Below are 21,189 nucleotides of genomic sequence, written 5' to 3' on the forward strand. Positions count from 1 at the left end.
CCTATCTTATAGCTTTGTATAAATTTGACTTTTCAATTAAACCAATATCCATAATGCTAATTTCATTTTGTATTACTTCTGAAATTTTAAAAGAAAACCCTGTAGTTATAATTTTTTCTATTAACTTCCCATCTATATTATTTATGCTAAAAAAATTATAAATATTTTTTTTAAGTTCTAACTCTGTGTTCTTAAATTCTTTCTGAAAAAGGTTTGATCTTAAAACTCCATTTTTACAATAAATTAGATAAAGGTTTTTTTCATACATAAAAGCTAAAATGTAATTACTAAAGCTTACAATTTTATTTATATATCTCAAATATATAAATTGTATTAAATATATTCCTTTTATATTGTATATATTTGCAAGTTCAATATTTCTAAGTTTTCTAGAATTAATGTAGAAAACTATTAAATCTAAATTTTTTTGATTTTTATTTAGGACAATATAACTAAATATTATATCTTCTCTTCCTCTGTAATAAGACTCCAACTCATCTTTTACTAATTTCTCTAAAATATCATTTTTAACCCTTGGCAAGTTTAAATACTTTATATAAATTTCTTCTCCAGATATAATAAATACTTTTTTATGGTGATTATTTTTTTTAATTTCATCTATTTCAATATCTCTTTGACTTTTCATGCATGAAATTTTATATATTTTATTATCACTAACCTCATACAAGTCCTTTGTGAATAAAGCCATAAGTCGCCCCCTCCTTATTCATATTTTGTAACCTTATAAATATAATTTATTTTCCCATTTTGAAAAGTATAATCATATTCATTAATTTTATTATATTTATTATTTTTACATGGCACATACAACAGAAATTCATCAAGTCCTGTACTATACGAAATATAGTATTGTTCATTTCCAAATTTAACATTTTTGTTTGTTACAAAAAAATTGTGTACTGAATTCTTATTTACATCTTTTATATTATTTAAAATGTAATCATTCATTTTTGAGAAAAGATACTCATTAGTTTCTTCATTATAAAGTTCTTCATTCATATTTCTTGAATTATCTAAAATGCATATCTTTCTCTTCATTTCAATTGTATACATATAGCTGAATATGCTTAATATAATAAAGCTAACAATTAATGTGTAAACCATAATATAACCCTTTTTTAGTAAAGCTTTTTTACTCCTAGGCATTCATTTGCACCTTCCCCATCCTCATCTGTAATTGATACATACAACAAATTTTCCTTTTTATATACCTCCATATCTTTAATATTAGTAGCTATAACGTTTGCCGCCTTAAATTCATTTCCAAAGGCATCATAATAATCAACCATTATTTTTCCACTGCTCTTAACTAAATGTATTTTTTTTATCTGATTATCACTGCTTATTACATCTATTTCATTATTTTGAGCATTTACCGAAATCATATTATCGTTTACAAAATTTTTAATTATAATAATGCCCTCATCTACATAGGCTTCATCTCTGGTTTTAACAATATTATCTTTATATCCTTTAAAAGATTTTATTAAAACAGTACACTCAAACGATAATATAATTGCCGAAATTCCTATAACTATTACAAGTTCAATTAGTGTAAATCCCTTTTTCATTTATAATTCCCCTTAAAAAATTCAGTATTAATTTCTTCGTTTTTTCCTTGTATTTTTGCGTATAAAATAACATTGATTTTTTCTAAATATATGTTGTCTTTATCTAATCCCTTAAGTTCCACATATGGCATTTTTGTTGGCTCATGACCTTCAAACAAATTAATAATATTATTTTGTTTGAAAGAAATATCATTAATTTCTTCACTAGGAATGTACACATTTCCATCCGCAATTAATTTATTAATATCATCGTTAGATATGTTATCTAAAATTTCTGTCTTTATATCTTTAGCGTAAACATTATATTTTTCTAATTCATTATTGTACAATTCAAGCTTTATGGTACACAGCTTTATAGTCATTGCTAAAAGAAATATTATTGTAAACACAGTAAAACTACAGACTACTTCTATAATCGTAAATCCATTGTTTTTATTGTTTAATTTCAACATAAGCTGTCCCCACACCAATGCTTATAGTATGAATCTTTTGAGTTCTGTCCTTATATAACAAGCTACATGGTGTTGAAATTGTTCCATCTTCTTCAATATAAACTAAATTTGATGAAGTATTTGCTGTATTTTTTAATATGGTAAACCCATCTGGTATGTTTAGTCTGTCCTTTAATTCTGTATTTTGATAGAAACCACCTTTGTTATCTTCCTCATTAAACATTAGCTCTCCTTCCTTTTCACTGACTATGCATGTATGTCTACCTTCATTGATTAAATACAATATTTCATTGTCAAAATACTTCGAATCAATTTCATTTTTAAAATCTCTATAGCCTTTAATTTGAGCAAAGGTTATAGACGTAATTATTAATATCACTGACATTACTACTACAGTTTCTATTAGTGTAAATCCTTTTACCTTATCAATTACAAATCCACATTTTTTTGTAATTTCTTGCACCCTCTATTCTTTAACAAGTTTATATGAACTACTATCTCCATAAATTATAATTTTGTACCTCAGTCCATCAGTAGTAAAATCAGCAGAGATATCACTGCCGTCTTCACTAGGATCTTCTATAGTAACCTTAAGACCGTCCATGCCTATATCTTCTTTTACTGCATTGTCTACATCATCTTTATTAAATGCTTCATCATTTAGATAACATCTCATTGACGAAGTAAAAATCATCCTTCCAACTTGCTCTATTTTAGCTTCCTTTGCTTTATTAACATATAAAACATATTTAGGTATTAATATTCCTCCTAAAATGGCTATAATTGATATAACCACTATAAGCTCTATAAGAGTAAACCCTTTTAATTTTATTTTTTTCATATATTCTCCTAAATAGACTGCATCATTTTCATCATTGGAACCATAATTGAGATGATGATACTTCCAACTATTATTCCTAAAACAACTATAAGCAGTGGTTCAATGAAGCTAACAGCTTTTTCTAAAGTGTCCTCAACTTCTTTATCATACATATCAGCCGATAAATTCATCATCTCCTCTAAATTTCCGCCTTGTTCACCTAAAAATATCATTGATATTATGAATTCAGGAAAAATATGTATCTTGTTTAATGTATCTGCCATGCTATTACCTTTTTCCACTTGAAGAAGTACATCTTGAATTTTGTTTTTGATATACATGTTATCTAAAACCTTATCAATCATCTCAATAGACTTTATTAGATTTATTCCACTTTGCTGTAAAATTCCAAGACACCTAGAAAATCTAGCCCCTATTATTTTTTTATAGATCATTCCTACAACTGGCATTGACAGTTTTGCCTTATCAATTTTAAGTTTTATTTTTTCAATCTTTCTAACCTTTAATATAAAATACGTCATAATAAACAAACTAAGTAAGACAAGAGGCCAATTGGTGACAATAAATTTACTAAAATTCATTGTTATTCTTGAATAAATAGGCATATCTTGACCTAAGTTTTTAAAAGTTTCCATAAACATTGGTACTATAGAAACTTCAATATAAAAAAATGCAATTATAGTGGTCATGAAAATTATTGCTGGATAAATCATTGAAGATGTTATCTTTTTTCTAATATTGTGTTCTTTTATATAATAAAGTGATAAATTTTTTAATATAACGTCTAAATTACCGCTTTGCTCCCCAATATCAATCATCTCAAGAAAAAATACAGGATATAAATCATGATATTTAGATATACTATCGTAAAAGCTATTTCCATTTTCTATATCTTCTTTTACTTTAATCATGTTGTTTTTTAAAGTTTTACTATATATTTCATTATTAAACACTTCTAATGCATCTGAAATGTTAAATCCAGCTGATAGCATTGAATATAGTTGCCTTGAAAAAACAGATATGTCCTTAAGACTTATTTTATTAAAAATATTAGTTTTTTTAATTTTAGTAATTAGCTTTGTCTTGACAACGTAATACTCTTTTTTCCTTAGCTCAGAATATAGACTATCTAAACTTTCAAAATATTCAACCCTATTAATATATCTGCCTTCATTATTTACAGCTTTATATTTATAAAGTTTCACTAAAATCATCCTCACTATTTATAACCTTTATATATTCTTCAACTGTAGTAATACCGTTTTTTATTAAATTTATAGCGTTTTCCTCCAATGTACTCATACCAGATTGACAATTATGTTTTCTTAGTTCATCTACACTTCCATTTTTATATATTATTTTTCTACTAACCTCATCTATTTTCATAATTTCAAAAACAGCAATCCTTCCAATGTAACCTGAGTTATTGCATTTATTACAGCCTATGCCTTTGTATAAGTGTTCTCCGTCTTTAAGTCCACATAATCTTTTTTCAAAACTATTAGGTTCATAAAGTTTTTTGCAGTATGGACAAATCTTCCTTACTAGTCTTTGGGCTATAACAGCAACTACTGCATCACATAATAAATACGGTTTAACTCCCATATCTATTAATCTAACTACAACACTAGGAGCATCATTTGTGTGCAAGGTACTGATGACTAGATGTCCGGTTAATGCCGCTCTCACCGCAACCTTTGCCGTCTCTTCATCTCTTATTTCACCAATAAGTATAACATCTGGATCTTGCCGCAGTAGACTTCTAAGACCAGCCGCAAAGGTAAGTCCTGCCTTCTTGTTTACATTTATTTGATTTATGTTTTCAATGGTAAATTCCACAGGGTCCTCGATAGTTACAATATTTTTTTCTTTACTATTAAGTTCCTTAATTATTGAATAAGACGTGGTAGACTTACCACTTCCAGTAGGTCCTGTAAGCAAAATTATGCCATTGGGTTTTCTTATTATTTTTCTAATTGCATCTGCATTGCTGTACGTTAATTCATCAAGAGTTATTCCTTTCTTTGATTTATATAGAATTCTTATAACAAACTTTTCACCATTTATAGTTGGGATCGAAGAGACTCTAAAATCATAATTTATATTGTTTTTAATAAATTCAAATTTTCCATCTTGAGGTAACATTTTTAGGGTTATATTAATTTGGGCCATTATTTTTATTCTTATGACTATGCTTTTATAAGATGATTTTGGTAATTTCATAATTTCATGTAACACGCCATCAATTCTAAACCTTACATTTATAAACTTGTCGAAGGGTTCTATATGTATATCACTTGCTTTTTCTGATATTGCTTGACTTATAATTGAATTTACTAATCTAACTGATGGAGAGTCATTTAACTTTTCTACATTAAAACTTTTTATATTTAAGCTTTTAGAGTTTCTTTTTATTTCCTCAATGGCCATGTTTCCATCATTCATTTCGTAATATAATTTAATGTATTCTAATATCTGTTCTTTTACTGCTTTTACAGGTATAATCTTCTTATCAGTTATAAACTTTAAATCATTAAGGGCTGCTTGATTCTTTGGATTTTCCATAGCAATAAATAATTCACCCTTATTTTCTTTATATGGCAAAGCAATATACTTAAAAGCTATATCCTTATTAATTTTTCTGATTAACTCCATGGATATATTATAATTATCTAAGTCCACAAAATTTTGATTTATATTGGAGTTTTTTAATCTTTCATCTAAATTATCATTTTCCATAATAATCCCCTCCTACCAATATTTTATTTATTATTATTTACCACATTTACTTTTTTATACAATTTGTATTAAATCTTAAATAAATTTTTCACTGATTGTATTAGCTTTATAATATAAAGAGATTGAGAAATAAGGTTAAAGAATTTTATCGTAGCTAAAGCTAGATAAAAAGATTATTTAAATGTTTTTTATGAAAAATAAAAAATCCAATGAACACTTTAAAGTATCCATTGGATTTATTATTTTTCATTGCTTATAATATGATAACTATTATTGGATTCATTTGTAATTAAATTTATTGATTTATCCGAATTATTATACATATATATTTTATTTTTATTTACATCTAAAGTATCATTACCACAAAAATATACGTATCCTAAATTATTAACAGCAATTCCTCCATTTTTATCTACTACACTTGGAAAATCATAAGTAAGTTTATCTATCTTCTTAGTATTAATATTAAAACTATATAAAGCTGGAGAACTGCTACCATCATCTCCTATAAAATATAAAATATTATTCTTATTATCCAAAGTATAATTGTATATATTTTCGACTGTAGTCACAATTGGAATTTTACTATCTTTTTTACTATCATAATAATACATATTATATCTTTCAGAATCATTTTCTATATATAACATATCTCCACTTATAAATCTAGAAAAAAATGTGCAATATCCATTAAATTTATCGAAAACAGCTTTATTCTCTGAGTTTTCAACTTCGGAACTATATATTTTTCCATAACTACGTTTTGAAATATCAATTCCATAATAAAAAAGCGTATCTTTATCATCCCATTGATATAAATTTCCTGAAACAAATATTTTTTTATCAAAATTAATTTGTTTTCTTGTTTTTATATTATAAACTTGTAGTCCCTTTGCAGAAGTAATATCATCTGAACTAAAACTTCTAAATGCAATATATTCACCACTATTAGATAGTCTTAAGTCTTCATATGAAAAATCTTTATTTAAAACATATGTCTTATCTTTATCTGTTATTTCTATATAATTTTTTATTAAATTATCTCCATTTTTAATCTTTTTTGTATATACAGTTGTTTTTTTATTTATATTATAATTTATATTTTGCGTCTTAACTAAATTTCCACTATCTAAAAGTTGTTTTTCCTTAAGCTTATAAATTTTTTCGGAATTTGTTTCCTGTGAAAGTGTCATAACATCAGAAAATTCTATGTTGTTTTTACTTGAATTCCCATCGTCCTTTGTTTTTTTGTTACATGCTGCCAATTGAGAAATCACTAAAATAGTTAACAAAAAAACTATTATTTTTTTTAGATGGTTCATATTAAATCAGTTTCTCCTCTAAATGTTATCATTGAATCCCCTATCATATAAACCCCATCTTCCTCTATTTCTACGTAAACAATTCCACCAGGTACTGAAACCTGAACTTTTTTACCTGTAAGCCCTAATTTATTTGCTGCAACTGCAGACGCACAACATCCAGTTCCACATGAAAGAGTAGCTCCAGCTCCCCTTTCCCATGTTTTCACTTTTACATGACTTTCATCAACAACTTCACAAAAATTTACATTAGTACCTTCTGGAAAGATTTCATTATATTTTTCTATATACTTGCCTTCATTTACATCAAATTTTTCAAGTTTACCCATTACAACTGTGTGTGGAACACCCATAAGCATTGAATTTATTTTATACTCTTTATTGTTAACAAATATAGTATGATTTATTATATCTTCTTTTAAAAGTGCAGGTATATTTTTTGTTTCAAAACTTGCAGTACCCATATAAATTTTTACCTTTTCAGCAATTCCTCCGTTGTCCTCAATTTTTGCTATCTTTATTCCATCACCTGTCATAATACTTATTTCATTTTTTTTAATTATATTCTCATCATAAGCATATTTTGCAAAACATCTTATTCCATTTCCGCACATGGCTGCATATGATCCATCTGAATTTATTATAATCATTTCTATATCAGCAGAATTAGAATTTCTAATAACTAAAATTCCATCAGCTCCAATACCAAAATGTCTATCACATAAAATTTTAGCAATGCTACTCTCTCTATTTAAAAATTTCTCATCTCTATCATCTATAATAATAAAATCATTTCCAGTACCATGCATTTTTGTAAAAATCATTTAACAGCAACTCCTCAGCTTTATTTTATTAAATAGAAATGATATACTAATAAGGTTAACAGCTATTTAATAAAATACTATTAATATTCAGTTCTATAATTAATAATAATAAATTTTGCTATTAATGTACACCACTTTAGACAAAATTAATAAAAATTTACTTTTTTAATACGAAAGGATGATAATAATGGCATTAGACGGCATTTATATATATAGTATTTTAAGTGAACTTAAAGATAAACTTCTTCCTGGCAGAATAAGTAAGGTTAATCAGCCAGAAAAAGATGAATTAAGCCTTTTAATTAGAGGAAATCATAACAAAAATTATAAACTTTTAATTAGTGCAAGTTCAAGCTATCCCAAAATACATATTACTGAAGATAGTAAAACAAATCCTCTTACAGCACCAATGTTTTGTATGGTTTTAAGAAAATATCTTATAAACGCTAGATTAATAAATATAAGACAATTTTCAACAGACAGAGTAATAATTTTAGATTTTGAAAATACTGATGAATTTGGCTTTAATAGTTCTTATTCACTTATAGTAGAAGTCATGGGTAGACACAGCAATATTACTTTAATACGACAAAAAGACAATACTGTTATGGATTGTATAAAACACATTACACCTGAAATAAATAGATATAGGTCTCTATATCCAGGTATTCTATACGTATATCCACCTGAAAGTGAAAAGTTAAATCCTTTTGATTTTTCTAAAGATGCTTTTCTTAATTTTATTCATACAAATCAAATAAATTTTGATGAAAAATTTGCTTTGAATATCTTTACTGGAGTTAGTAAAACACTTTCAAAAGAGATTTATTTTAGGTTTAACTCTACGTTAAATGAAAGCAACCTACAGGTTTTTTATGAAAATGTAACAAGTTTTTTTAATGACATTAAAGATTGTAAATTTTCTTTTTATTCCTATGCTAAAAATGGAATAGTTAAGGACTTTTCTTGTATTGCTTTAAAACACTTAGATGGGTATGATGAAATTGAATATGCTTCCTCCTCACAGCTACTTGAAAGCTTTTATCACGAGAGAGATAAGTTTGAAAGATTAAACAATTATAGTGCTGATCTTCAAAAAATTGTTCATACAAATTTAGAAAGATGTCTTAAAAAAGAACAAATATTAGATGAAAATTTAAAGGAGTGCAAAAATAAGGATACCATTAAACTTTATGGAGAACTTTTAACTGCTAACATATATTCTATAAAAAAAGGTCAGAGCGAAATAACTTTACAAAATTACTATAGTGATAATTTAGAAGAGATTGTAATTAAACTTAATCCAAACAAAACTCCATCTGAAAATATTCAGAAATATTATAAAAAATATAATAAATTAAAGAAAACAGAAGAAATGTCCTTAGTACAATTAAAATCAAACTCTGAGGAAATGGATTATCTGCAATCTGTTTTAGTAAACATAAAAAACTGCGAAGCTTATAGTGAAATAGAAGAAATTAAAAAAGAACTTATAGACACTGGATATATTAAATTTAATAAAAAGCATAAAACAAAAGCACAGAAAATGTCTAAGCCCCTTCATTTTATATCAAGCGATGGCATTGACATATATGTTGGAAAAAATAATTTTCAAAATGATTATCTAACTTTAAAATTTGCTGATAAAAGAGATATATGGATGCATACAAAAAATATTCCTGGTTCCCATGTCATTGTTAAAAATCATGGAGATGTGCCAGATAAAACTTTAGAAGAAGCTGCTGCACTTGCAGCATATTACAGTAAAGCTAAAAAATCTGTTACAGCATCAGTTGATTATACAGAAGTTAAAAATGTAAAAAAACCTTCTGGTGCAAAACCTGGAATGGTTATTTATCTAACCAATAAGACAATAAATATAATTCCTAAAAAACTAGAAGAATAATAAAGGTGGCTTGAAATCAAGCCACCTTTATTATTCTTCACTTTTACTGTTTTCTGGTAAAATTAAATTTAAAATTATTCCTACTATTGTTGCTAAGGCAACTCCTGAAATTTGAATAGTGTTTCCTGCGACTGGTACATTTAATGCAGCTCCACCAATTCCTAAAACTATAATTACTGAAGATATTAAAAGATTTCTCTTTTTGCCAAAATCTATTTTATTATCAACAAAAATTCTAAATCCAGAGGAAGCTATTATTCCAAATAATAATATACTTACTCCTCCAATAACTGGTAATGGTATATTTTCAATAAAGACAGATACCGGACCTATAAATGATAATACAATAGCTATTATTGCAGCCCATCCAATAACCCATACACTATAAATTTTCGTTATTGCCATAACTCCTATGTTTTCTCCATAAGTGGTATTCGGTGGTCCGCCTAAAAGTCCTGCAGTTATAGTGGCTACTCCATCACCAAGAATTGATCTATGTAACCCTGGATCCTTAGTAAAATCTCTTCCAACCACATTATTTGTTACATATACATGCCCAATATGTTCTGCTAGAGTTACAAAAGAAACTGGAGCCATTAATAAAATTATATCTAAGCTAAATCTTGGTGCTACCTTTCCAATAGCCACGTTAGGTAATTTAAATATTGGCGTTGTGGCAATTTCATGTAACACAGAATTAGGCACAACTCCAAGTACAAGTGCAGCAATATAACCTACAAGCATTGCTATTAAAATTGGAATTACTCCTAAAAACCCTTTAAAATACATTGATCCTATTATTCCTACTAACAATGTTATCATTGCAACGGTTATCCATGCCCATCTAGGTACACTTAAAAGTGAAGGATCACTATAACTTGCATTTAGTCCTGCCCAGTTTATTGCAGTTGCAGCAAGCCCCAAACCTATTACAATTACAACAGATCCTGCTACAATTGATGAAAGTGCTCTGTTAAGCCATCCTATTCCAAATATAGCTATTAAAAGTGCAACTATTAAATATACAATTCCTGCAGAAATTACTCCACCAGAAACAGCTCCTATAGATGCTAATCCAGTTTTATCCATTGCACCGTATTTAGCTGAAACTGCTACAATTGGTCCAATAAAAGCAAAAGAAGATCCTATATATGCTGGAAGTTTTGCTTTAGTACATAATATATATAGTAGAGTCCCTATTCCGCTGCAAAGAAGTGCAATGGAAGGGTTCATTTTAGTAAGTATTGGTACAAGTATTGTAGAACCTACCATTGCAAATAAATGCTGAAAACTAAGTGGTAGGGTTTTTATTACTGGCATTCTGTCCTCTACATTGATAATCTTATTCATAAAATTTCTCCTTTAGTTTAAATGTCTAAGCATAATTATACTATTTTAATGTGAATTATAGCTCATAAATGCTTACTGAATCTTTATCGTCAATTTCTTTTACTTTTACAGAAACCATTTCACTATTTGATGTTGGTACGTTTTTTCCAACATAATCAGCTCTTATAGGAATCTCTCTGTGGCCTCTATCAATTAACACCGCAAGTTGTATTGTCTTAGGTCTGCCACAATCTATAACAGCTTCAATTGCAGCCCTTGCAGTTCTTCCTGTATATAGAACATCATCAACTAAAATTACTTTTTTGTCTTTAATGTCAACTTCAATTTCATTGTTACTTACAATTGGTTGGCTTTCAATTAAACTTAAATCATCTCTATAAAGTGCAATATCTACACTTGCTGTTTCTATTGAATTCCCTTCAATCTCTTTTATCATTTCAGAAATTCTCTTTGCGATTGGTATACCTCGCCTCTTAATGCCAATTAGGACTAAATTCTCCACGCCCTTATTTTTTTCTATAATCTCATGAGATATTCTAGTTAATGTTCTTTCCATTGCTTTTTCATCCAGCAACAAGGCTTTTAATTCCATTGATTACCCTCCTCCACACATAATTTTAATTACACAAAAAAGTCTTAACCAAAAAGAGGTTAAGACTTAAATAACAAAAAAATATAAAATTTAAGCCTTATGAACTCTCTGGTTCATTTAAAGGTTTTATCCAATAGATGATATCATAAACCATCTATTTTTTCAACTCATTTCTTAAAACATTAATTACTTTTGTAAAATAATTTGGCATTTGACTTTCAAACTCCATATACTTGTCACTAGATGGATGAATAAATCCCAACTTTTTTGCATGTAGCAATTGTCCCTCTAACTTAAACTTTTGTTTTTTATAACCATATACTGGGTCACCAACAATTGGATGTCCTATATGAGTCATATGAACTCTAATTTGGTGAGTCCTACCTGTTTCTAATATGCATTTGACTAACGTATTTGCCTTAAATCTCTCAAGTACCTCAAAATGAGTTATTGCATTCCTGCCATTTTTTATAACACTCATTTTAATTCTGTCTACTGGATGTCTTCCAAGTGGTGCATCCACAGTTCCTTCATCACTATTAATAACGCCCTCAACTAATGCAATATACTCTCTAGTCATTGTATGTTCTTTTAATTGTTCTGCAAGTTTCTGATGTGCATTGTCATTTTTGGCAACAACTAATATTCCAGATGTATCTTTGTCTATTCTATGAACAATACCTGGTCTATTTACACCATTTATACCAGATAAATCCTTGCAATGAAACAATAAAGCATTTACTAAAGTTCCACTTAAATTTCCCGGTGCTGGATGTACAACCATTCCTTGAGGTTTGTTCACTACTATAACATCAGAATCTTCATATAAAATATCAAGAGTTATGTTTTCTTTTTCAACTTCAAGTTCTTTGTTTTCCGGCATTATAAGAGTAACATAATCTTTTATTTTAAGTTTGTAATTACTCTTTTTTTGCTTATCATTTACTTTTACATTTCCTGCTTCTATTACATCTTGAATATAGCTTCTAGACTTGTCCTCTAGTTTACTGCTAATATACACATCAAGCCTTGTACCTTCTTCATTTTCTTCCACTTTAAATTCAAAAAAATTCATTATTTTTCATCCTTTATTAAACATACTACTAATAATATTGTTCCAACTACAACACTCATATCCGCAAAATTAAATGTAGGGAAGCTATATAAATCATTATAGTGAAAATATATATAATCAACTACATATTTATAAAAACCTCTGTCAAACATATTTCCTAAAGCTCCACCTATTATTAAACTTAAACTTATTCTTATAAGTTTACTTTTAGGTTTATACTTCAGCAAATAAACTACCATTCCAATAATAATAATAAGTGTTATTATTAGAAGAAAATTTACTTTACCTTGAAAAATTCCCCAGGCAGCTCCTCTGTTTTCTAAATAAGAGAAACTAAATATGTTTTTTATTACAACTACATCATTTCCATTAATTAAACTTTTTGATGCCCACATTTTAGTAACTCTATCAATAACATTTACTATTAAGATTATAAATATTTCCATTAATATCCTCCTAAACAACTACAAATTAAGCGGGAAAATCCCGCTTAATTTAATCTGGAAGTTGATTTTTGTATTGCTCATTACTTATCTTTTCTATAGGTTCTACATAATCAAGATCAGGTTCATAATATTCTTCTATATTATGAAGTTTATTGTAATCTCCTACTGCTCTGTAACTATCTTCAGCATCAAATTCCGTATCATATTTATGCGAACTATATCCTTTGCCAAAAGGGTAACCTAAAACTTCTTCCTCTACTGGCCTGTCATATATTTCTCTTTGTTTTAAACTATTCTGCTTATTTTGACATTCTGTACAGCATTCGGCATAAGGCATAAATTCCAATCTCTGTTCATTAATTTCTCTTTTACAAGATTTACATACTCCATAGGTTCCATTATCAATATCATTAAGTGCATTATCTATTTTTTTTAATATAGATTTCTCGTTCTCCTTAAATGCCATACCTCTCTCTATATCACTTAGTTCAGTTGCCATATCTGCTGGATGATTATCATAAAATGAAAGTTCTGATGAAACTTCATTTTTAGATTTAATAGTTTCATTTTTAATCATTAAAGCTAAAAGTGAATTTACTCTTTCCTTTTCTTTAATAAGCTTTTCTCTAAAAAATTGTAACCTTTCTTTTTCCATAATAACCTGTCACTCCTTTTTAAATACATGCACCTACAGGTTATTTTGCCAAAAGAAAAAATTTTTATTACATTAATTTAAGCATATTTTCTATTATATAAGTAGAGTTTTTAACCGCAATTGGTGTAAACTTCTCATAATCCATATGTGCTCCATTGTTTGCATTGTCTGAAATAGATCTTATAACAACAAATGGTATTTTATTCAAATAACAAACTTGTGCTATACTTGCACCTTCCATTTCACAAGCCAATGCATTAAAATTGTCATTTAACCAGTTTATTTTATCTACATTAGCAATAAATTGATCTCCTGATACTATTCTACCTTGAAAATAATTATTTACTTCAAAGCTTTCACAAGCTTTTTTAGCCAAATTTATAAGTTCAGCATCACATTTAAAATCGTATGTGTCAACTCTAGGTATCTGTCCTATTTTATCACCAAATGCAGAAGTATCCATATCGTGTTGAACAAGATTCTCTGCTATAACCACATCACCAGGATATATATCCTTTCCTATTCCACCTGCAATTCCTACATTTATTACTTTTTCTACTGAAAAATCGTCTATTAATATTTGTGTACATATTGCAGCATTAACTTTTCCTATTCCACATCTTACAATTACGACTTCTTTTGAAAAAATCTCTCCAAAATTAAATTCCATATTTGCCTTACGTTCTTTTTTTATTATTCTAGTTTCTTTTAATAATAATTCTAATTCTTCGTCCATTGCTCCAATTATTCCAATACTCATTTTTATGTCTCCTCCTAGTCAATAAAAAATCTCACTACTAGAGTGAGATTGTATTTGTTATTCCTTTACAAAAAAACTTTTTATCTCATTTAAATCATTGTTGAAACTTTCTTCTTTATCTTCAATTTGCTTAAAGTCATTTGTTATAACTTCATCACTTGGCAGTTCTATACTTTTTTCTTCAATATCTTCAGTAGTTGCTACATTATAATTTTTTTGAAAGTCCATTTCTAAATCATTAAACATATCCATTTGAGTACTCATGAAATTTCTATATTTTGATCTAAATTTTATAAACTCTTGTTTTATTTTATCATAATCCGTTGTTATCTTTATTACTTCTGTATTTGATTTATCAATAATTCTCTGAGATGTTTCATTTGCATTTCTAAGTATAAGTTCTGCTTCCTTTTTTGCTGATTCTTTTGCTTGTTCAGCAGCATTTTGCGCTAAAATCAAAGTGTTTTGTATTGTCTCTTCTATCTTAGCATAGTGCTCTAATTTTTCATTTAAAACAGCTATTTTTTCTTTTAAAGTTGAGTTTTCTTTATATAAAGTTTCATAGCTTTCAGATATTTGATCTAAAAATTCATCAACTTCTACTTGGTCATATCCTCTTAAACTTTTTTTGAATTCTTTGTTATTTATGTCCATTGAAGTTAATCTCATATTTACCACCCCGACTAAACAAATTTTTTTATAAGAAGCTTTATCCTTTGACGTCCTGTGATTCCAGTATCAGAGACAACTTTATACTTGCCATAACCTCGTATTGTTATTGTATCACCATACTTTACAGGATAACTTTTTTCCCTGTTAACATCATAATCTACTAGGACACTTCCATTACTTATAAGTGTTAAAGCTTTACTTCTTGACGTATTACATATCTCACTTATCAAACAATCTAATCTCAGTGATGTTACAATTAAACTGATTTCCTCAAATTTTATATCCGGAATCTCCCCCATATATGAATCATATTCACTTACCTTACATGGATATCTACCTATGGAAGTAAGATTATTTATTATATATTCACATATGTCTTCACTAGTTGCAACATAACACTCATTATCAAAAACAACAAAATCTCCAAGTTTTTTTCTTGAAATTCCAAGAGACATTATTGCCCCCATATAATCCCTATGAGTTACATTATTAAACTTAGATTTATTTTCTATTTTAATAAGCTTAATTGGAAAATATTCCACAATATCACTTGAAAACGCAAGCATTTGTCTTTCACTACTTTTAAAAATGCCACAGCTACTAATATTAATACCTAAAAGGTTCTGTAATCCTACAGTTTTCTTCCATATATCTGGAGTACAAAATTCATTGGTATATATTGTAGCACCTGTTCTTTGTGCTAAGCTTATTTTTTCAAAAATATTTGATATAAATACCTCATCATTACTTTTAATACAATTTAAAAATTCTAACTTGTTCAATTTAATCTCTTCCTAGCTTCAAATCTATTTTGTCCAAGCAAACATACCTTTTCCTGAAATCTCAGTTTTAAGTTCATTTGTAACTTCTACATTTGAAGGAGATAATATGTATACATTTTTTTCAACTTCTTGAAGTTCTCCATTTAGAACATAACTTGCTCCTCCCATGAAATCCAAAAGTCTTTGAGCAATTTTAGGTTCAAGGTCACTTACATTTACTACAATTATTTTTCTATTCTTTAATTCATCACATATTGTAGTTGCCTCGTCATAGTCTTTAGGTCTTGATATAATCACTCTCATGGTAGCATTTGTATGAATATTTACTACTTTGCTATTTCTTTTGCTCACAATAGGTTCATCAATTTCTTCTTCATATTCCCTTTCAAAAGCTTTTTCATCATTACTTGATTCTTCCTCATAATCGTCTATGTTACCATCATCAAGTCCTAATATTCCCATAACTTTGTTTAATACTTTAGCCATTTTAATTACCTCCTAATTATTGTTATTATAATTTCTTTTTCCAAATATACCTTCACCTATTCTAATCATATTTGAGCCTTGACTTATTGCTGCTTTATAGTCATGCGTCATACCCATCGATAAATAGTCCATTGAAATATTTGTATATTTTTCATTTTTCAATTTTAGCCAAATATCATTTACTTTTTTAAAATAATTACAGTTTTCTTCGTAATTACCTTTAGGAATTACTGTCATAATTCCTTTGGCTTTTACATACTTACATTTTTCTATTTCTTCTAAAAGTTCTGGTAAATCATCTAGATATATACCAGTTTTTGCTTCTTCTTTGCCAATATTTATTTGAATTAGAACATTAGCAGTTAAATTGTTCAAAGCATACCTTTTTTCAATTTCTTTTAATAATTTCACACTATCAAGAGAATGAATTAAGTAAACTTTTCCAACAACATATTTGACTTTATTAGTTTGTAAATGGCCAATTAAATGCCACCTAATTGAGGAATCAAAACAATCTATTTTGTCAATTAGCTCTTGTACTTTATTTTCACCAAAATCATGCATACCAAGTTTTACTGCCTCTTTAATTTCATCTACACTTCTAGTTTTAGAAACAGCTATTAAGGTAACATTTTTAGGTAATTCTTCTTTTAGCTTAATGATATTTTCTGATATTGACAAATTAAACGTCTCCTTATAATCATGATAATTTTTTTACTATAGGTACTATTCTTCATAAAACAAAAAAATCCTTCATAATAATATAAAAAATTTAATTTATTTAATAAATTTATAATAAAAATTAATTTTTATCATTTAAATATTGGTGATTAATAGAATTATTATAAGCTCCTATTTTTATATTATCGTTTTTTATAACAGTACCTTGAATACCTCTATAATTTAATAACATATATAAGTAGTTAGTATCAGCCATCATATAATCTTTTAATTTATCCTTATTTCCTATTGCTTTGATATAAAATGGCGAAGCTACAGTAACTCCATTGATTCTAATAAATGGTCCAGTACAATAAATTTCACTTGTGTTAACAATTCTCTGGTCATTAACTGATATTGCCTCTGCACCTGCTGATTTTAAATCATTTACTATATAACTTATATCATAATTATGTATAAGTCCTTGTAAATCTGCATTTGATTGTACTACTTTTCCCTCAAACTTATCAGTACCATCATTTATAGTAATAACTATGCCTGGTCCTAATAAATCAGTCTCACCTGAGACAGCTTTTAGATTATTAAGTTCATTTTGAATTACATCTGTCTCATTTTTTTGATCATTATTGTTTTTAAGTTGTTGAAATTTATCTGATAAGTCCATATATTTATTTTTTAATTCATCAACTTCACTAGTTAAATTGTTTTTATAATTATATTGTTCTTGATATTGCTTTGAATTAAGAAATACATTTTTTGTTTCTCTATTAAAATTCAAATTAGAAGTAATCAAAATTCCTAATATAATGCAAGCTATAAATACAAAAAAAGTTGCCTCATTGTTTTTCATATAATCACCTCATTAATGTGATTTAGGTCTATCTAAAAGCATTCTTCTTATGATAGCAAAATTATTAAATATTCTACTTCCAAAAACAATTACTGCTGCAAGATAAATAGGTATTCCAAGTTTATCTCCTAAATATACCAATCCTACTGCAAGAAAGGCATTTCCAAAGAAACCTGATATGAAAACATCCGATCTAAATTGTTTTGCAAGTGTTGCTCTCATAGCACCAAAAACTGAATCTAAACAAGCAAAAATTGCTACGGACATATAAGGTGAAAACTGATCTGGAATCGGTACGTTCCATAATACACCTATGATTATACCTATAAATAGTCCAAAAAATGCTATCATAATACCCCTCCTATTACTTATTTACAGGTTTTGCATATTGAAAATTAGTTACTGCATTAGACTTATAAATCACAATACTTGAGCTTTTTTCTGGAGCATCAACAGTATAGCTTGATGAAGGAATAACATCTAAAACACCTGGAAATACAATAGCTGAATTTAATTTATCCTTATTTCCTATTGCCTTAATTACAATTTTTTCATAAGGTGAAATTCTATCCTTTGTACCTAAAAATATATTAGTTACGCCTCCAGAAGTCTTTATTCCCGTGTCTGCCAGTATCCTTATATCATTAATTGAGATTGCTTCTGCGCCTGCAAATCTAAGTTCATTTACTAAATCGATTAAATCTTTATCTGTAATAACATCACTAGAACTTGTTATATCTGCAGAAAACATATTATTTTTGGGAGTTATTGTTATAGTGATTCCCTGTCCCTTCACATCTGTATTTCCTGTTATAAGATTCAAATTATTCAAATCCTTAACTATTTGCTTATTCAAATCACTTTTATTAGCTGCCGAATCCTGATATTGTTTTATTTTATTTTGAAGATCATTAATTTGTTTATTTAAATCATCTTTTTCTTTTTTTAGCTGGTCAACTTCCACTGTAATTTGAGAGGTATCTACCTGTGAATTTATTTTTGTTTCTTGAAAATTTATAATTCTAAATTGATAAGCTAGCATAAAACCCAATATACAGCATACACCTGCAACCGCTAACTGCGAGCGTAATTTTCTCATTTCTTTATCCCCCTACTTATCAATTGAATACACTGGATTTCCATTATAGCTAACATCGACATAACCATTTGCTGCTGTGAGATTTTCACCATTTATTATATTTATTGCTTTATTAAGTTTATTAAGCATATTATCATTAGATCCAAGTTTTATCTTTATGTTATTATAGTAGGCTACTATATTAACTTCATCTTGAATATCCAAAGCTTTAATATTTTTGCATATGCTATTAGAAGATACAATATCTGTTACTGTACTAATAGTATTTAATTGCCTCTTATCACTTACTGGTATTGTATTTCCAACTGTAACCTTGGAGGTGTCTATCCCTATTAATTTTATTAGATTCATATTATTTATATTATCTGCTATTTCAAGACATATGCCATTTTTATCAATTATAACATATTTTTTACCTTTTTCTGCATAAAAAACTGCATTTCTCTCTTGGACATATATATCTATTGAATCAGGTAGTTTTCTTTTTACTTCTACAGATAATATGTAAGGGTTTTCTAATATATTATTTTTTATTTTACTTGTATTAATATAAAAAATATTTGAACCTTTGTTTATTTCCGAGTCTTTAATTATTTTATCTGAAACAACTCTGTTGTTATTATAAACTTCTATATTTTTGACTTTAAAATAGGGCAGCTTTATACTAAGTGTAATTAATATTGCAATTAAAAATACCATCCCAACAATTATTTTTTTTCTTCTTATTTTTTTTCTTCTTTTTTCAATAAGTTCATTTTTACTATTTTCCATACACTCACCTTTTTAATGAATAATTAAACTATGTTTAATGATACCATATAATAAATATTATTTAAACCATTTAACAAATATTAGTTTGTTCTAAATATATTTAAAATAAATATAGCATTGCAAACGCAATGCTATACTTATTTTCTCTGTGTCTGTGAAGATATGTTTAAAAGTATACCCATAGCTGCTAAATTTACTACTAGTGAAGATCCACCATAACTTATGAAAGGAAGTGGAACGCCAGTTACTGGTATTGCCCCAGTTACAACAGCTATGTTTAGCATAGCCTGAATTGCTATAACTGAAGTAATTCCAACAGCAAGTAAAGTTCCATATACATCCTTTGCGTGAATTGCAATTTTTATGCCTCTTTGTATTAAAATCAAAAATAATATTATAATCACTACACATCCAATAAGTCCCAGTTCTTCTCCAATAATTGAGAATATAAAATCATTATAAGGTTCTGGAATATAATAGCATTTTTGTCTTGATTGGCCAAGTCCAACCCCCGCAAGCCCACCTGAACCTAATGCATATAATGATTGAATAGATTGATATCCCGTTCCCTTAGGATCCAATGCTGGATTTAGAAAAGTTTTAAGTCTATTTAATCTATATGGTTCAATTAAAATGAAAAGAAATCCTAACGGAACTAGTGAAAATATTATAGCGGAAAGTTGCCATCCTTTTGCTCCACCAACATATATTACAATCAAACTTACGACCATTATGACAGTTGCAATACTCAGATTTTTTTCTATGTATACAAAACCTGCAAAAAATCCAGCTGTTAAAAGGTATACAAACACCGTTGGAAAGAATTTTTTAATCTTCTCACCATTTTTTTCTATTCCCTTCGCAAGTAAGATTACTACTACATACTTAGCTATTTCAGAAGGTTGAATAGATGGTAATGGACCAATCTGTATCCACCTTCTCGCACCATTTACCGCTGGAAAAAGAAATACAATGCCTAATAAAAATATAGTAACCAAAATCAAAATATTAGTCACTTTTTTTAATTTGTGGTAATCCATTTTTTCCATAATAAGCATAACTATAATACCTATTATTGCAAACAACCCCTGCTTTTTAAAATAAAACATATCATCATGTATGTCCGGGTTATTTAATGCTATATATGAACTAGAACTATATACCATTATTACACCTATAGCTAAAATCAAAAGAACAGTTGCAAATAAAACAAAGTCAACCTCTACCTTTTGTAAAAGTTTTGGTTTATTCATAAGAAACCTCCTCAATATTATTTATCCGATGGCTACCATCG

At 27.7% G+C, this 21,189-nt stretch carries 25 protein-coding genes and 1 pseudogene; 1 reads left to right on the plus strand and 25 read right to left on the minus strand.

The window, feature by feature from the left end; genetic code table 11:
- Nucleotide 1: 1 nt before the first annotated feature.
- The 10 genes from B8978_RS01835 to dapF all read right to left on the minus strand — a co-directional run bounded on the left by B8978_RS01835 (nucleotide 2) and on the right by dapF (nucleotide 7,770).
- Nucleotides 2-709 (minus strand): type IV pilus biogenesis protein PilM, encoded by a 708-nt coding sequence (locus tag B8978_RS01835; protein WP_084113573.1) that lies wholly within the window; start codon nucleotides 707-709, stop codon nucleotides 2-4.
- Between the two features lie 14 nt (nucleotides 710-723).
- On the minus strand, nucleotides 724-1,125 hold the full coding sequence (locus B8978_RS01840) for a hypothetical protein (RefSeq protein WP_207651864.1): 402 nt from the start codon (nucleotides 1,123-1,125) through the stop codon (nucleotides 724-726).
- A gap of 14 nt (nucleotides 1,126-1,139) precedes the next feature.
- Nucleotides 1,140-1,592, minus strand: a complete 453-nt coding sequence (locus tag B8978_RS01845; RefSeq protein ID WP_084113575.1) for a type II secretion system protein — start codon at nucleotides 1,590-1,592, stop codon at nucleotides 1,140-1,142.
- Nucleotides 1,589-2,044, minus strand: a complete 456-nt coding sequence (locus B8978_RS01850; RefSeq protein ID WP_084113576.1) for a prepilin-type N-terminal cleavage/methylation domain-containing protein — start codon at nucleotides 2,042-2,044, stop codon at nucleotides 1,589-1,591. Before B8978_RS01850 ends, B8978_RS01845 begins: the two co-directional genes overlap by 4 nt.
- Complete coding sequence (locus tag B8978_RS01855) at nucleotides 2,025-2,507, minus strand: type II secretion system protein (RefSeq protein ID WP_084113577.1); 483 nt, start codon at nucleotides 2,505-2,507, stop codon at nucleotides 2,025-2,027. Before B8978_RS01855 ends, B8978_RS01850 begins: the two co-directional genes overlap by 20 nt.
- A 3-nt stretch (nucleotides 2,508-2,510) precedes the next feature.
- Nucleotides 2,511-2,885 carry a prepilin-type N-terminal cleavage/methylation domain-containing protein gene (locus tag B8978_RS20325; RefSeq protein WP_084113578.1) on the minus strand — a complete coding sequence of 125 codons (375 nt, stop codon included), beginning with the start codon at nucleotides 2,883-2,885 and terminating at the stop codon, nucleotides 2,511-2,513.
- 8 nt (nucleotides 2,886-2,893) lie between these two features.
- Complete coding sequence (locus tag B8978_RS01865; RefSeq protein ID WP_084113579.1) at nucleotides 2,894-4,090, minus strand: type II secretion system F family protein; 1,197 nt, start codon at nucleotides 4,088-4,090, stop codon at nucleotides 2,894-2,896.
- A complete protein-coding gene (locus B8978_RS01870) occupies nucleotides 4,077-5,624 on the minus strand; it encodes a GspE/PulE family protein (RefSeq protein ID WP_084113580.1) in 1,548 nt (515 codons plus the stop codon). The genes B8978_RS01865 and B8978_RS01870 overlap by 14 nt, the downstream gene beginning before the upstream one ends.
- 239 nt (nucleotides 5,625-5,863) lie before the next feature.
- The gene (locus B8978_RS01875) at nucleotides 5,864-6,946 is read right to left on the minus strand and encodes a hypothetical protein (protein WP_084113581.1); all 1,083 of its coding nucleotides are present in this window, start codon (nucleotides 6,944-6,946) and stop codon (nucleotides 5,864-5,866) included.
- The gene (dapF, locus tag B8978_RS01880; RefSeq protein ID WP_084113582.1) at nucleotides 6,943-7,770 is read right to left on the minus strand and encodes a diaminopimelate epimerase; all 828 of its coding nucleotides are present in this window, start codon (nucleotides 7,768-7,770) and stop codon (nucleotides 6,943-6,945) included. Before dapF ends, B8978_RS01875 begins: the two co-directional genes overlap by 4 nt.
- Before the next feature lie 187 nt (nucleotides 7,771-7,957).
- Here dapF and B8978_RS01885 point away from each other — a divergent pair, with 187 nt between their 5' ends.
- Complete coding sequence (locus tag B8978_RS01885) at nucleotides 7,958-9,676, plus strand: Rqc2 family fibronectin-binding protein (protein WP_084113583.1); 1,719 nt, start codon at nucleotides 7,958-7,960, stop codon at nucleotides 9,674-9,676.
- A 30-nt stretch (nucleotides 9,677-9,706) separates the two neighbouring features.
- On the opposite strand, the gene B8978_RS01890 is transcribed toward B8978_RS01885, so the two are convergent.
- The 15 genes and pseudogenes from B8978_RS01890 to ftsW all read right to left on the minus strand — a co-directional run bounded on the left by B8978_RS01890 (nucleotide 9,707) and on the right by ftsW (nucleotide 21,148).
- Complete coding sequence (locus B8978_RS01890) at nucleotides 9,707-11,026, minus strand: solute carrier family 23 protein (RefSeq protein ID WP_084113584.1); 1,320 nt, start codon at nucleotides 11,024-11,026, stop codon at nucleotides 9,707-9,709.
- Between the two features lie 55 nt (nucleotides 11,027-11,081).
- On the minus strand, nucleotides 11,082-11,618 hold the full coding sequence (gene pyrR / locus B8978_RS01895) for a bifunctional pyr operon transcriptional regulator/uracil phosphoribosyltransferase PyrR (protein ID WP_084113585.1): 537 nt from the start codon (nucleotides 11,616-11,618) through the stop codon (nucleotides 11,082-11,084).
- Nucleotides 11,619-11,772: 154 nt separating this feature from the next.
- Nucleotides 11,773-12,693: an RluA family pseudouridine synthase gene (locus tag B8978_RS01900; RefSeq protein ID WP_084113586.1), complete on the minus strand. Its 921-nt coding sequence runs from the start codon at nucleotides 12,691-12,693 to the stop codon at nucleotides 11,773-11,775.
- On the minus strand, nucleotides 12,693-13,139 hold the full coding sequence (lspA, locus tag B8978_RS01905) for a signal peptidase II (protein WP_084113587.1): 447 nt from the start codon (nucleotides 13,137-13,139) through the stop codon (nucleotides 12,693-12,695). The genes B8978_RS01900 and lspA overlap by 1 nt, the downstream gene beginning before the upstream one ends.
- A 49-nt stretch (nucleotides 13,140-13,188) precedes the next feature.
- Entirely contained in the window at nucleotides 13,189-13,794 is a 606-nt protein-coding gene (locus B8978_RS01910; RefSeq protein ID WP_084113588.1) for a TraR/DksA C4-type zinc finger protein, read from the minus strand.
- A gap of 67 nt (nucleotides 13,795-13,861) precedes the next feature.
- Entirely contained in the window at nucleotides 13,862-14,554 is a 693-nt protein-coding gene (locus B8978_RS01915; protein WP_084113589.1) for a 5'-methylthioadenosine/adenosylhomocysteine nucleosidase, read from the minus strand.
- 57 nt (nucleotides 14,555-14,611) lie between these two features.
- Nucleotides 14,612-15,223, minus strand: coding sequence for a DivIVA domain-containing protein (locus B8978_RS01920; RefSeq protein WP_084113590.1), 612 nt, complete (start codon nucleotides 15,221-15,223; stop codon nucleotides 14,612-14,614).
- A gap of 14 nt (nucleotides 15,224-15,237) precedes the next feature.
- A complete protein-coding gene (locus tag B8978_RS01925) occupies nucleotides 15,238-16,008 on the minus strand; it encodes a YlmH family RNA-binding protein (protein WP_084113591.1) in 771 nt (256 codons plus the stop codon).
- Between the two features lie 24 nt (nucleotides 16,009-16,032).
- Nucleotides 16,033-16,494 (minus strand): cell division protein SepF, encoded by a 462-nt coding sequence (locus B8978_RS01930; protein ID WP_084113592.1) that lies wholly within the window; start codon nucleotides 16,492-16,494, stop codon nucleotides 16,033-16,035.
- Nucleotides 16,495-16,506: 12 nt separating this feature from the next.
- A pseudogene (locus tag B8978_RS01935) lies at nucleotides 16,507-17,190 on the minus strand (YggS family pyridoxal phosphate-dependent enzyme); the annotation flags it as partial.
- A gap of 106 nt (nucleotides 17,191-17,296) precedes the next feature.
- Entirely contained in the window at nucleotides 17,297-18,025 is a 729-nt protein-coding gene (locus tag B8978_RS01940) for a DUF881 domain-containing protein (RefSeq protein WP_084113594.1), read from the minus strand.
- A 12-nt stretch (nucleotides 18,026-18,037) separates the two neighbouring features.
- The gene (locus B8978_RS01945; RefSeq protein WP_084113595.1) at nucleotides 18,038-18,376 is read right to left on the minus strand and encodes a small basic family protein; all 339 of its coding nucleotides are present in this window, start codon (nucleotides 18,374-18,376) and stop codon (nucleotides 18,038-18,040) included.
- A 13-nt stretch (nucleotides 18,377-18,389) separates the two neighbouring features.
- Nucleotides 18,390-19,124, minus strand: a complete 735-nt coding sequence (locus B8978_RS01950; protein WP_084113596.1) for a DUF881 domain-containing protein — start codon at nucleotides 19,122-19,124, stop codon at nucleotides 18,390-18,392.
- A gap of 12 nt (nucleotides 19,125-19,136) precedes the next feature.
- On the minus strand, nucleotides 19,137-19,895 hold the full coding sequence (locus B8978_RS01955; protein ID WP_084113597.1) for a cell division protein FtsQ/DivIB: 759 nt from the start codon (nucleotides 19,893-19,895) through the stop codon (nucleotides 19,137-19,139).
- Nucleotides 19,896-20,032: 137 nt separating this feature from the next.
- The gene (gene ftsW, locus B8978_RS01960) at nucleotides 20,033-21,148 is read right to left on the minus strand and encodes a putative lipid II flippase FtsW (protein ID WP_084113598.1); all 1,116 of its coding nucleotides are present in this window, start codon (nucleotides 21,146-21,148) and stop codon (nucleotides 20,033-20,035) included.
- Nucleotides 21,149-21,189 lie beyond the last annotated feature (41 nt).

The sequence above is a fragment of the Clostridium acidisoli DSM 12555 genome, assembly GCF_900176305.1.
GTDB lineage: Bacteria > Bacillota > Clostridia > Clostridiales > Clostridiaceae > Clostridium_I > Clostridium_I acidisoli.